This window comes from Anatilimnocola aquadivae (assembly GCF_049819085.1).
Lineage (GTDB): Bacteria > Planctomycetota > Planctomycetia > Pirellulales > Pirellulaceae > Anatilimnocola.
The window spans coordinates 2192140-2204982 of record NZ_CP187419.1; the positions used below are offsets into that span (position 1 = coordinate 2192140).

Below are 12843 nucleotides of genomic sequence, written 5' to 3' on the forward strand. Positions count from 1 at the left end.
GTTGGCAGGCCAGTCTGGCGTGCCGATGTGGCAGGTCGTTTCGGCATGTCAGCGTGGCAGTTGGGCACCTAGGCATCGCATGTTCCCTAATTGACTTCTTGGCAAAAGTGGTTAACTGTTAGCCATAAGTTCGTGGTCAAAACAATCTCTTCTCTTTCACAGCTGACTTCGATTTACGCTTCGAAGCCCCCTTCTTCTTCCTCTGCTTGCCCAACCGATTGGTCGCTGGCCAGCAATCCCGACGCTTTGCGAGCTCCAGGATCCAAATCGCATCAGCCTCATCGTCGCTCGTGACGTTGATCTTCAGCAGCCGCTTGCACGCAGCCACCATCGCCGGCTTCTTGGCATGACCTTCACCCGTGGCGAAGAGCTTGATCGTCGAAGGGGCAAAGGCCTGCACTTCGATCTGATGTCGCGCGGCAACCAGCCTGATGATTCCTAAACGCTCGTTGTGCCTGGCTTGTACCTCGGGGTTCTGCGAGCCAAAGCCCGCATTCTCGGTGGCGATCATTTCGACGCCCATCGATTCGATTGCACGTTCGAGGTAGCGCTCGAGGTAGACATGCTCCTTCTCAATCGCCATGCGGCCGCTGTCGCGCAGACGCCAAGTGCCGAATTGCCCGTTCGAATGGGCCCAGCCGCAGTTGCTTGCCGGATCAAGTGCCAGAATGTTCATGCTTTCTTTGCTCCGCAATGTGGGCAAACGTCGACCTGCAGCAGCCGAATCGATCGAGCTTGCCGGCCATGTTCGATGTACCCCTTCGCCACCAGTGCCCGAACGTGACCGCATACGCCGTTGGGCGACACGATGCCGACCTTGGCCCCGATCTCTCGAAACGTAGGCGAACGCTTGAACTCGCCTGTCAAAGAAACGATCGCGTCGTAAACGAGGCGTTGCCTTGCTGTAAGTTCGCTCATGACTTCACCTTCAACACGCTCAGCTTCCACACTTCGACTGGAATCTCGATGCGTCGCAAGATGGCCCGAAAGGTTGCTGCTGCTGTGCCTTGCTCGGCGGCCTTCGATTTCAGAACAGCCACCAAATGGGCTTGTCGGTTCTTCGCGTGTTGAGGGGCGTTCACCACAGCTTCCGCCGCATCGAGCAACCAGTGCTCGCTGAACATTCCCGCTTCAACCATCACCGCGAACTTGAACCACTGCCGTCGATCAGCCGACGAGAATGGCGGAACCTTCTTTGCCAACGCTACTGCGTGTTGCACGACTCGGTCCCAATCCACCTCCGAGAGATCCAGCGGTTCGCCTCTTGGCTCTGACGGCATCGCCGCAGCTGGTTTCCCGTTGCCTCCCCCCGAAGCAGATCCATTCATGGGCGATTGGTCCGAACTGGCACCGATCGGCCGATCGGTCCTATCGCGATTAGGTTCTTGTTCTTCCTCTCTTTCTCCTTTCTCCTTTCTTGGTAACGGTGGTGCTAACGCTGGCGGCGTTAGACTCGCGTTAGTTTTCGCTGAATGCCGTGCTACACGACGGGCGGTTAATGCCCGGGATTTAGCACTTTCACCGCAGTTCTTCTCGAAATCAGGCATGATCAATCCAGAGATGCCATCTTCCGTGATCACTTCAAGCCAGCCGACTCTGACGGTCACTTCCGCAAAGCCCTTCGCACCGACGATGTGATCAATAGCCGCCAGGCCAATCCCTGGGGCCTTCCCTGCGATCGTTTCCTTGTCGAACCACCTCCACATGCGGAAGCACTTACCGAACGCATCGTCCGGGCTGATGTTCAGCGCCGAGGCGATGGCCAACACCTCCGGCTTGTCCGGAGTGGCATGCTCGATCTTCATCCATTCGCCTGCCATCTAGTGGGCTCCCTCAACTACTGTCGATGAAGCGCGGTATCTGGCAATTCGTACCTTCGGAACTAGGCCCATGCTTCTGCGTGTTTCAGCCCTGTTCCTCAACCTCCTCATCCGTTGCATGTCCGCCTGCAACTCTTTCCGTTCCGGGCGTTTCGATCGTTCGCGTTCATAGGTTTGGACCTGCCTGACCTTTGCGGCACGATTCGCCCTGCTTCGCTTGCGCGAGCATTCGGTGCAGTAGGTCGACAGACCATCGCTCGTTTCGGGATGTGCGTAGAACGCCACCTCCATCGGCGTTCGTAGGCAGTCTTTGCATCGCTTCATTGCGTTTCTATTCCTTGCGTTCCTGCCAATACCGCTCAAAACACGTTCTTCGGGAACAGCAGGTTGGTTGGCTTCACGATGCCACGGTTGCGTTCGATCAGGCCGAGTGTGCCCAATGGGCCAATCATGTTGCTGAAATGGCCGCCAGTTGGGTCGATGCCCACGACCTCACCGATGTACTCTGTGGTGAGTTCGCAGCTGCCGGCGGCAATCACCGCGTCGAGGATCTCGATTGTCTTGCCGCCAGCACTCTTGGCCTTACGCACGCGAGCTCGGAGCATGTCGTGATATTCATCCAGCGTGGTAATGCTGGTGAGAGTACTGGCGTACGAACGTCCGAGGGTGGTCAGTGCAACCTTTCCGTCGCCGCGAGTGACCAGGCTGTTCGTCGACAGCGGGCCAATTACGTTCGAGAAATGGCCGCCGCTGGTGTCGATCAGCGCGATGGCACCGAGCTGAATATTCGTTGGCTCGTAGATTCCGATCGACTCGTACCAAGCAAGCGCGTCGAGAATCCGCTGCTGAGTTTTGTTGATCGCTAGGTCGCCAACAGCTTCTTTACGCGGTTGGTTAACTACTTTCGGCGGCGGTGCCTGAATTGACTTTACCGAATTGGTAATCGATGTGCTCAAGCTCAATGCCGGGAAGCTCGGCCGCTCAATTTGGTCACCAATCAGATCTCCAATTACCTTCGCCAAGATCGATTGCACATCAGCATACAGATCACGAGCCTTCTTGAGTTCCGCGATTGCAAGCTTCACCATTGAGCGCTCAGTCGAGCGTTCAGCACTTACTTTTGAGCGCTCAGTGTTGAGCGCGGTGTCGACGGCTCGCTGTACGAACGCAACGTCGAGTGTTGGCGCCGGCTTCAATTTCAGTTCGCACTCGAGGTCCGCGATGCGTTTTTTTGCAGCGGCCAGATCGTTGGCTTCCTTCTCGGCCTGCTGGGGCAGGTCCTTGAGCTCGCCAAGAAGCGCGGCGATGTGGCGGCTGGGCTTTGGCGGCTCCAGTTTCCGGCCCTCGCCGGCCTTCGGGTGAGTCGTGGCAACTTTGCCGGACCGGAAGCGAATGACGCCCCGATCGTTCAACGCGGGGCCCACGGCGAAGAACTCGCCCTCGCTGCCAGGCTGCGAGAGATCCCGCAACTCGGTCCAACGGTTCTTCGGGAAGCCAAGGAAGTCCGCTGCGCGGCGCTGGTCGACGTCGAGATTGGTCTGCCCGACGAACCGGACCTTTGCCTCGGCGGCGACATCCTTCGAAAGCTTCGACAACCGCTGAGTGGCGAACAGTGGACAAAAGCCACGCTTGCGGCCCTTGCTGCTGAGAAGCGCGACGGCCTCCGAGCTCGCGAAGTTGTCGCCCTCGGGAGCAAATTCGTGCGTCTCATCGATGGCGACGAAACAGGGTCGCCACAATGCCTTGGGCAGGTCAACCAGCGTCTGACAGAAGTTGGCGACGAACTCGCGACGCTTCGTTGGTGGCAACTCGTAGATATCGATGACTGCTGAGACGTTCTTCTCCATTAATCGCCGGGCCAGCAGGCCTGCCGAGCGTGGATCCGCCGGCAAGTCGCCATCCGGGCCAACGAGCACCATGTCGCGGAGTTCGCGGAGGCTGGCGAATTCACCTTCGGGATCGATCACGATCGTCTGAGTCGTCGCCGAGACTTCTTCGAGAATCTTTCGCAGCAGCCAGCTCTTGCCGCCGCCGCTGCTCGAGGTGACCAGCAGGCGCGAGACGATGAGGCGCGCGACATCAATCGTGACGTCACCGGCATCTGATTTTCCGATCGTGATTTCGGTCATTGGCTATCTTTCTGTGACACACTCAGCAGAGTTTTCGGAGAACTGTCAAGCGAGTTAGTGACATTCGCAAAGGCCACCGTTGTACGAATATGGTCCATCTTTCCCCAGCGGATCGTTGACGCTGTAATGCCTGCCGGGCTCGCCGTGCCACTGGCTGATGCCATCGCCGCAGCAGTCGCAAACCTGCACGTCGGTCTGGGTATCAACGCAGTAACTACATGGCGGGTGGCCAGAGGGGCACGAACAGCCGCCGAGCCGTGAGGCTTTCGCGGCGAGCTCATCAAGCCAAGACAGCACGGCATCGTGGCCCTCGGCGACGATGTCTTGCGGAGCTTGGTCCAGATTGAGGAACCCGGTCCCTTCGCAGCGTGTACAGTTCTGGCTCATCGTATGCTTCTCTGCTGTTATCTAAGCCACATGCCGCAGGTCTTTACGTTGGTGCCTATGCGTAACTCGGACCGTTGATAAGCAAGACCTCGGGAGCTTCCTTCAGTCGCATCCCACGACCGTTCTGTGCGTGAAGGTGTTTTTGGCGATGGTGAGTGACGAATGTCCAACCGTTGTAAAGCTCACGGATGCGCGGGCAGTCGTAGTAACTCACGACGATGCGTGCGTGCCTGTAGGCGGCAAGGACGTCGCGCAATCGCTTGTGATCGTCCTCAAATAGCCCGGTGCCATGTTCGAATTCATGCAGGTATTTGTGGTCGGAGCCTTTGCCCTTACGAAATCCGGATCGAGTGTCAGCGGTGTAAGGTGCGTCGATATACATCGCCGTTTGCTTTACGTCTTCAAAGCGGTCGATAATTTGAAACGCGTCTCGCTTGAGGATCACTACATTCCGCAAACGCTGGTGAAACCAGGGCATCGACTCAACTACATTCTTCCAACGGACAGTCGGAGACCCGCCGCTCTTCGTCCAGCGAACTGCGAGTTGGTAATCGATACGCTTGGTACCAGCAGTGCCGTTGCGAGCAGTCCATGAGGCCAGGAAATACCAATACGCTCTGGTCACATCGGGTTCGCTTCCAGGCAGCGGATTTTCAGCAAAGTATGCTCGAGCATCGTCAAGGAGCCCTTCACACACGAGCGCTCGGTTGCAGCGATCGTAGAGCTCTTCAGCAGTTGATTCAGTCTGGAGGCAGCGAGCTAGGTTGATCAGATCGCCATGCAGATCGTTCACGGTCTCCTTCTGACTGGGCTCCTTCGCAAACAGCACTGCCATCGAACCACAAAACGGTTCGAAGTACTGTGTGTGCTTACCAAGCTCCGTAACGATCAATGGCGCCATCGTGCGCTTGCCGCCGAACCATGGAGCGATTGCGTTAATCTTGGCGCCCGTGCTCATTCGGCCACCTCGCTGTCCTCTGCGTATGAAAAAACGATCCGCTGCACGCTGTCACTCGGTTTGCAGCCCATGTTCTTCGTAAACATTGCGACGAACTCGCGCGGCGACATCTCGGGGAATCCTTCGCGCCGGCAGTCTGCCTTCGTCATCGTTTTGCCATTGAGGGTGACCGAGTCGTTACGCAGGCATCGCAGCAGCGTGATCCGCTTTACCTTCTCGCCCTTCTTCAGGCCCTGGGCCTTTTCGACCGCCCAGAATAATTCGCCAGGCTTGAGGTTCTTCCAACCAAGGCGACGCGTTACCGTTTTCGTGCGGTTGCGAATCTGCTCCTTGGTCAACATGAATGACATTGATCTAGGCAAGGGACACCTCCGGAAACTCGCGAACGCGAAGATCTTCAGGCCACTCGTTCCAATCGCCGCCCTTTTTGTCAGTCAGCAATCGCGACAACTGATGATCAGTCACTGAATAGCCGGGGCGTGTGCCAGCTTCGGCGAGCACGCCATCCGGATCCGTCTTCGGACGTGTGTAATGGTGCTTTCCGTTGCACCAGACGTCTCTGCGCGAACTGTCAACGGCGTTGGAGCCAAGCTGTTTAACAAAGCAAGCAACTCCCGCCGCGCGGCATTGGGCAATGATCGAGCGAATCCACTGGATATCGCACGGCCGCGCCCCGGGCCCGCTTTCACCGCCAACGATGATCCACTTGATATGGTCCTCGGCCTCAAAGTACCGATCATCGTTCGGTTTCAACGCGTCGAAGTGCAGGCCTGTCTTTGCTCCCGGCATTTGGATTTTGGTCAAGTCGATGGGACCAATTAGAGGTTCCAGACTCAAGCCGATCACCGTAGCCAGATGGTTGCACTTCATCAGGTCTACAACGCCTAACCCGAGCGATTCCTGATCGCTTGCCGAGTAGATGAGTCGGACGTTGGGGCGATGAAGTCCGGAACGGCGAGCAATGTTGCTCCATTCCAACGTCCTCTGTCTTCGTGCCCATTCCGTCTTGTCAACCGGTGGCCACATCGTCAAGACATTCTGTGGTCGCTTCGTCAGAAGCAGGAAATCGAGCTGCTGGCATTTGTCGATCAAGCTAAAGAGATCGCTTCGGCAGTCTTCCATCGTCGCCAATCGCTCGCTGCGACTGTGATCAACAGTGATTTCGCCCGCACGGCAGACACCGATATCGTGACGCCACCAGGCTATAGTGCTCTCGGTCTCGCCCTGATCATTCTTCTCGGTGAAATGGAGGTTGCCGCTCCATTCTTCGAACGGGTCGCACAGTGAGGGAAAGACGCTATAGCGACGTCGCTCTTTCAGTGCCTTCTCATTCCAGCGGCGGCAGTTCTTTCGAAAGGACTTCGAGACAAACCGCACTCCAGCCGGTCCCCACTCGCCGAGCGTCCCCGGGTTACGCTTCGACATCGCCTCGGCATAGCAGTTCAGGCAGCCGGGATGTGCTCCGCCGCTTGGCAATTCGGCATGCTGACAGCCGTACCATGGCGATGCGGTGTGATTTGCCCATTCGATCTTCGTAGCCGTACCCATTAAGAACCCTCCTGCAATCTGTGACCGCGTTTCGCCAAGTACTGCTGTGCCAGCTGCTGAATGTTGGCCCCGCCAGCGTCGAGGCGCTCGAGGTCGGCGGCCTTCAGATCACGCAAGCCGTCGATCTGCTCGCGTTTCAGACCAAGTGTTTGAGCGACGATCGGATCGCTGCCGTCTTCAGCGAGCAGGAAGTAAGCCGCAACTGGATCCGGCTGACCGTCGCGGAGCACACGGCCAATGCATTGCTCATGCACCCCAGGTGACCAGTCGAGCTCACCGAACACCGTTGTTCGGCAGCAGTGCTGCAGGCCATCGAGCCCAGCGCCCGACCGCAGCGACATAATCAGTAGTGGAGTTTCACCTTTGACAAATCGCTGGCACTCGGCCTGTTTCTTCGAGGGCGACTCCGAGCCGGTATAGAGCGCCGGGCGGAAGTCCTTGAGCTTCGCAAGCCAGATGTCATAAACGGTACGATGCCAGCCGTAGAGCAAAACACGCTCGCCGCTATCAAGCAGCATGCGAACAACGGCAGCGACATATGGCGCCTTGGCAACTCCCGTCGCCTGACGAAGCATCGCGTCGAGCTCGCCTGCAGCCTGCATCTTGTCGCCACGCAGCGACGGGCCACGGTCGAGCACAATTCGGGCAAGTTGACTGGCAGCATCCTCGATGTCGTTGAACACCGCGGCGTCGGAGTCGACCTCTTGAATGATTCGCTGCAGCGCTGGCAACTCTCGGCCAACGTCCTTGCGAGTGCGGCGGAGCATGATGTGCTGCTCGCGGAGGAATGAACCGAACGCGGCCGGATCCTTCAGCCGTTGCTTGCGTTCGTCGCCACCTTCGGTCCACTCGATCGAGAATTCTTCCCGGGTGCCGAGTACGCCAGGCTTGAGCGCGGAGATGACGTTGAAGATTTCGCCGCCAAAGTTGTAGATCGGAGTGGCCGAGAGGCCGAGGCGGTACGCGACAACATCAGCAATTGCCGAGGCCGACTGATATTTATAGGTGTCGTTGTGCCGCAGTTCCTGCACTTCGTCGTATGTGACGCTTTCGCAGTAGTCGCAGATCACATCTGCCCAGCCGGGCAGCTTGTGATAATTCAGGATCAGCACGTCAGGTTTCCGCTTATCGCGAACCGGCAGCGGATAGTACTTGCCCTTTTTAATGACGTGCGTGAAGAGATCTGGCGCGAAGCGGTTGATCTCCTTTTCCCACTGTTTGGGAAGGTGAGCCAGCGTCACGATTGCAGCAGGCTGCGTGCGTTTGTCGCACAGAGCGGCGATGGCAGAGACCGTCTTGCCGATGCCTACGTCATCTGCGAGCAGCAAATGGCCCTGAGCCAGGTACAACTCGGCGGCCGTTGACTGATAGGCACGCGGCGGTAATGCCAGTTTGAATTCACGGGGCGTATAAGATTCGCCCACGATCTCATTGAGCGTGAGAATCTTCTCGACGTGCCGCGCGGATCCTGACAACAATGCGGAATGGTTGTCGATCTCCAGCGGAAACCGCTGCACGAACCATTCGAGGTCACGGCAGACGGCGTCGGAGTTGGTCAGCTTCAACACGCCGGCGGCACCTTTGCCCAGGCGAGTGAAGACGCGCTTCGCCCACATGGCCACGTGTGGCTCGCACTCAAGGTGCCAGACATCATCCTGCAGCCAGATCTTGCCGTAGGTTCTCATAGCGACGAACCTCCGATCCAAATGCAGTGGCAGAGCTTGCCGCACAGCTGATCGACGGACAGGAGGTGGGAACGTCGGCTGGTGATCAGGATTAGCTCGTTGATGCCGTCATGCCGGGCGTACCGAAGCAACTGTGACGCTACGGCCGTTGGTCCGCCGTCGACCTTGCATTCAATCCCAATACGATGATCTGGCAGGTAGAAGTCGATACGATCAGCGTCCGAAAGCCGCATTTCGGCCACGAACAGTACATCCGCGCTGGTCAGCAGTGCTGCGACGTCTTCATGCAGCTGCTGCTCAGTGCCGAAACGCAACCGATGGGAACGGACAAGCGGAATGATCGTTGAGGCAAGCTCAAGCATCACAGATCCTTCCCTTCTTCATTCAAAACACGTCCGTCTTCACACCACAGCACGCGTTTCGACCAAGCCGCATTGACGAACTCTCGCCAGGCAACCCAGCCGCTTCGAGTGAAGAATCCCCACTCCTGCGATCGCGGTCCGCATAGGACGAGCGACCAGCTCGATCGACCGTTGGTCAGCTTTGTGATGCGGTGGGCGAAGTTAGATGGGCACCAGTAGATTCGCCAAGGCGCCCACGGCCGCCATGGCTTGCGGACACAGGTTTCGGTGTAGACATCGAGCATCCATGCCGTTTCATTGAGTTCAAAGGCATGGCGAACATCTTCGGTATAGCCGCCCCACAGGATGATCCGCAGGAACCACCAGGGATGATCATGCATGCAACGATCATCGTCAGGGCGAACGATCTGATGCAGCTTCAGTGAGCAACCGAACGGCAGCCACATACTCCAGCGGATGAGGTATGGAGCAGCCCGCGCTAAATCGGTGATTACTTTTTTCGTGATGATCGCCATGGTGGCACGTCCATTCCTTGCCTTTGTTCGTCCGTCTACTTCGACTTCGCTGCTTTACGAATGTCCGCGAGATCCTCAACAGCAGCTTGTATTGCCTCGAACGCCGTGTTGCCGCGACCGGTTGGCGGGCGATACACGCCGGATGTCGATAGCATGCAGTTCCACCCCTCAGGCTGCCGTTCGAGGTGAACGAAGAAACCCTTCTTCTGCAGTTGTTCCGCGAGCAATTCGAGTTCGTCCATTTCAGCTTTCCCAATGAGTTTGAAGACGCGACGACATGCTTCGAATGCGATGTCCCACGGCAGTTCGCCACGGATACCGCGTGTCGCCAGGGCGACTCTGACTTGGTTTGCTTGATTCGGACGGAACCGAATGATGTGCGAGTGACCGTCGTGCTTGATGCCAACCTGATAAACCGTTGGCCGCCCACGCGTCTCGAAAATGGCGGTGTAGATCAAGCAAAACTCCTTTGCATCAGGACGGGTGTGACGACTGCAGGAGCCGGTGCAACCCATTTCCAACCGCCAGTTACCTTCTCGACCTTGCCCTCGGAATGGAGGTGGTTGACCATCGCCGAAAGCTCCGCAATCTCCGCAGGCAACTGAACGTCGACGGGCAACAGGCCTTGCTTCTGCAGGACTTTGAGGTCGTGCAGAATGTCGGCGGTGCTGACCGGCCAACCGTCTCGGACGATTTTGAGGATGACGTCTTCCATGGTTAGGCCATCACCTCCGCAGTGATCTCCTCGTCGTCGCTGGCCTCGGCAGTCAAGATGGTCACGCCGCGGCCGTGAACGTGATCCTTGATCAACTGGCGATTGATCGGATCGAGCGACTCGAAGGCCTCCTGCGGAATCATCAGGATGCCGCGTTTGCCAACCGCATCGATCGCGATGTCGAGTGCGAGCTTCCAGCGTTCACCTTGCGAGAGCTCGCTGAAGTACGTGACACCGCGGTCGGTATCGAGCACCAGGCGAGCGAGCTCGACGCGTAGCAGTGAGCTCTGCTTGGAGACAACGGAGGACAAGACTTCGTCGGTACCGTCCGCTGCTTTCCGGAGGTTGTCGCACTGTTCACGGTGAGCCTTTGCATCGGCGGCGTAGCTCTCAGCTTCGGCAAGGTGCTGTCTTGCGCGGCGAGCGAGCACGCCGTCTTCAATAGCCTTATTCGTGGCAGCAACTCGATCGGCGGCGGCCCGTATTGCATCCTCGCCAGAATCGGTTGGGATGGTTGCGGAGAGCTGCTCGCGCCACACCCGCACGCTTTCCTCATGCTGTTCGACCTGAGAGAGAATCGTCGTCGCGCTTTCGAGAGCATCGTCGGCGGCTCGTTTTGCGGTATCCGCCGCCGTCTTCCGTTCCTTGGCCTTCTTCAAAGCCAACTCGGCGGCGGCAACTGCCTTCGCACGATCTTCAACGAGCTGTGCGGCGGCTTTCGCGGCGTCGTCGGCAGCTTGTCGGCGCTGCTTCGCTTCCTCGATGGTTGGGCCTGTTCGCCCAGCCTCGGCGTCTTCCAGGTTGTCCTTTGCCTCTTGAACGGCCATGCGAGCGGTTGCCGCACTGGCAGCCATCGCTTTGAGTTCTGACTCCGCTCGGATGGCATCTTCGTTATCAGATTTCAATTCGGCGGCATCAGTCTCTACGTTGATGTCGATTCCCTCGGCGGCCTGCCTGGCTCCGCTGGCGCGAGTTTCAGTGTCACGGGCAGCTTTCTCAGCGACAAGTGCCGCCTCGTGAAAGTCTCGCTTGACTCGGTCGGCCATGGTGACCAAGTCGTTACTTTTCAGGGTTGCCGCGCCAACGATCTTTTCGAAAGCCTCCTGGCCGCCAACGAGATAGTGAAACAGTTCAGCCGATGGCAGCACTCCCGAGAGCTGCACTAGGGCTTTGATTCGTTTGGTGTCAGCGGCTTCGAAGTCCTTGATACCTGGATCAACAAGCTCCGCGACGCTCAGGCGTCCCTCAAGAGACTCGACGACAAGTTTGCCCTTGCGAGACGTTCGGCCTTGAACGGTAATAGTCACACCGAAGCCGGTGAACTCGCCATGCTTTTGCCCGTCACGAACCTCCAACTTGCCACGGCCAGAGATAGCGTATTCGACCGTTTCGAGGGTTTTGCTTTTTCCCTTGCCGTTGCGGCCGCGGAGGACAACGATCCCGCCACCCTCGGGAACTGGAATCGAGAGGCGTTCAACAGGACCGACATTTGTTACTTCGAGCGTTTGCATGACTATGACCGTTACGAATGAGAACAGGGAAATGGGCTGGGCTATGTACTTGGGAACAGCTTCTTGTCGATCGACTCTTCCACCACCTTCAAAAGTTCAGGCGAAACGGCGCAATGCGCTGTGATTCCGAGCTTGCGCGCGAGCATTACGGCTGGATGCTCTTCGGCCAGGCCGATCAACGCCCACGGAAGCATCGCGTCGATGGCACCGACGAGTGCTTGCGACTCGCGGTTCATTGCCTGGCAGATCTGAATGTTGGCCCGCAAGTCGACCATCGCATCATGGGAGCCGCAGAGCTCGACGCCGAAGTAATGGTGATAAAGCGTTCCGAGCTTGAAGTCCGCAGGACGTCGCAGGTGACCGTTGTCGTGGAAGTGGTGCATCGCCTTTTGATAGGTGCACATCACGCTCGGAGACGCCGGCAGGAACACCCCCAGCCGCTTGTACCAGGCCTGCAGGAACGGGCCATCGAACTTGTCGGCGTTGTGGCCGAACAGCTGGGCGACGTAATACGGCGTGCCCTTTGACTTTGAGATCATCTCGACGTCGTCGAACCGACTGAGAAAGCGCCGGAACTCCCAACAGACGTCCGTTTCAGGACGTGCATCTTTCGCCCAGACATCCGCGTTGAAGCTGTTCATTGTCAACGCTTCCGGATCCGCTGTAGCGATATCGAACGCGATCTTCGCCTCGAATGATTCGAGCTCGTTCAGCCGTTCGTCGACAGCGATAGCAGCGATCTGAATGATCGGATGCTTGTGCGGATCAAAGCCGCCGGTTTCGAGATCGAAGAATACAGTTTGCATGGCAGGTGATCCTGTGATGGGGTTAGCGTCGGTTGAAGCGGTTGCGGGATTGGTTTTCGCGACGACGTTCTTCGCGCTCGATGCGTATGTCTGGCCGATGGTCGGCATAGTCGCCGCCTTCGTCGGGCTTGTCGTCGTATAGGCCGTGGACGCTACAGAAGAAGTACGACGATCGGTCGCCGCGCTGGGCCGTGGCGTTACGGCTGTGACCGCACATCGGGCATGGAGGAACTGACATCTCTTAGTCCTTGGAAAGTGAAAGTGAGGGGCCTTGGTGAGTCTTCCCCTCGGGCAGCCGTTAACCGATTCCGCTGCGTTATCCACCTGTTGTCTTGATGAGTTGCTTCCGGTAGCCCGAAGCTCCACCCAGTCGGTCATTACACCGGCCCCGAAGAGCCAGCCGTGGT

Annotated in this window: 16 protein-coding genes; all 16 read right to left on the reverse strand. The window is 57.8% G+C overall.

The features are described from left to right. Positions 1-136: 136 nt before the first annotated feature. The 16 genes from NA78x_RS08805 to NA78x_RS08880 all read right to left on the reverse strand — a co-directional run bounded on the left by NA78x_RS08805 (position 137) and on the right by NA78x_RS08880 (position 12674). The gene (locus NA78x_RS08805; RefSeq protein WP_425618068.1) at positions 137-676 is read right to left on the reverse strand and encodes a crossover junction endodeoxyribonuclease RuvC; all 540 of its coding nucleotides are present in this window, start codon (positions 674-676) and stop codon (positions 137-139) included. Continuing rightward, positions 673-918, reverse strand: a complete 246-nt coding sequence (locus NA78x_RS08810) for a hypothetical protein (RefSeq protein WP_425618069.1) — start codon at positions 916-918, stop codon at positions 673-675. Before NA78x_RS08810 ends, NA78x_RS08805 begins: the two co-directional genes overlap by 4 nt. Next, positions 915-1820, reverse strand: coding sequence for a hypothetical protein (locus NA78x_RS08815; protein ID WP_425618070.1), 906 nt, complete (start codon positions 1818-1820; stop codon positions 915-917). Before NA78x_RS08815 ends, NA78x_RS08810 begins: the two co-directional genes overlap by 4 nt. 359 nt (positions 1821-2179) lie before the next feature. Next, entirely contained in the window at positions 2180-3949 is a 1770-nt protein-coding gene (locus tag NA78x_RS08820) for a helicase HerA domain-containing protein (RefSeq protein ID WP_425618071.1), read from the reverse strand. Between the two features lie 54 nt (positions 3950-4003). After that, positions 4004-4336 (reverse strand): hypothetical protein, encoded by a 333-nt coding sequence (locus NA78x_RS08825; RefSeq protein ID WP_425618072.1) that lies wholly within the window; start codon positions 4334-4336, stop codon positions 4004-4006. Between the two features lie 55 nt (positions 4337-4391). Beyond that, complete coding sequence (locus NA78x_RS08830) at positions 4392-5294, reverse strand: DNA adenine methylase (RefSeq protein WP_425618073.1); 903 nt, start codon at positions 5292-5294, stop codon at positions 4392-4394. Continuing rightward, positions 5291-5635, reverse strand: a complete 345-nt coding sequence (locus NA78x_RS08835) for a hypothetical protein (protein WP_425618074.1) — start codon at positions 5633-5635, stop codon at positions 5291-5293. The genes NA78x_RS08830 and NA78x_RS08835 overlap by 4 nt, the downstream gene beginning before the upstream one ends. 13 nt (positions 5636-5648) lie before the next feature. Beyond that, positions 5649-6842 carry a DUF5131 family protein gene (locus NA78x_RS08840; RefSeq protein WP_425618075.1) on the reverse strand — a complete coding sequence of 398 codons (1194 nt, stop codon included), beginning with the start codon at positions 6840-6842 and terminating at the stop codon, positions 5649-5651. Then, the gene (locus tag NA78x_RS08845; protein WP_425618076.1) at positions 6842-8527 is read right to left on the reverse strand and encodes an SNF2-related protein; all 1686 of its coding nucleotides are present in this window, start codon (positions 8525-8527) and stop codon (positions 6842-6844) included. Before NA78x_RS08845 ends, NA78x_RS08840 begins: the two co-directional genes overlap by 1 nt. Further along, positions 8524-8889: a hypothetical protein gene (locus NA78x_RS08850; RefSeq protein ID WP_425618077.1), complete on the reverse strand. Its 366-nt coding sequence runs from the start codon at positions 8887-8889 to the stop codon at positions 8524-8526. Before NA78x_RS08850 ends, NA78x_RS08845 begins: the two co-directional genes overlap by 4 nt. After that, positions 8889-9404, reverse strand: coding sequence for a hypothetical protein (locus tag NA78x_RS08855; protein WP_425618078.1), 516 nt, complete (start codon positions 9402-9404; stop codon positions 8889-8891). Before NA78x_RS08855 ends, NA78x_RS08850 begins: the two co-directional genes overlap by 1 nt. Positions 9405-9439: 35 nt before the next feature. Continuing rightward, the gene (locus NA78x_RS08860; RefSeq protein WP_425618079.1) at positions 9440-9862 is read right to left on the reverse strand and encodes a hypothetical protein; all 423 of its coding nucleotides are present in this window, start codon (positions 9860-9862) and stop codon (positions 9440-9442) included. Then, on the reverse strand, positions 9859-10119 hold the full coding sequence (locus NA78x_RS08865) for a hypothetical protein (RefSeq protein ID WP_425618080.1): 261 nt from the start codon (positions 10117-10119) through the stop codon (positions 9859-9861). The genes NA78x_RS08860 and NA78x_RS08865 overlap by 4 nt, the downstream gene beginning before the upstream one ends. Positions 10120-10121: 2 nt before the next feature. Then, positions 10122-11630 (reverse strand): hypothetical protein, encoded by a 1509-nt coding sequence (locus NA78x_RS08870; RefSeq protein ID WP_425618081.1) that lies wholly within the window; start codon positions 11628-11630, stop codon positions 10122-10124. A gap of 41 nt (positions 11631-11671) precedes the next feature. Continuing rightward, the gene (locus tag NA78x_RS08875) at positions 11672-12544 is read right to left on the reverse strand and encodes a 3'-5' exonuclease (protein ID WP_425618082.1); all 873 of its coding nucleotides are present in this window, start codon (positions 12542-12544) and stop codon (positions 11672-11674) included. Continuing rightward, complete coding sequence (locus NA78x_RS08880) at positions 12459-12674, reverse strand: hypothetical protein (protein ID WP_425618083.1); 216 nt, start codon at positions 12672-12674, stop codon at positions 12459-12461. Before NA78x_RS08880 ends, NA78x_RS08875 begins: the two co-directional genes overlap by 86 nt. Positions 12675-12843: the final 169 nt, after the last annotated feature.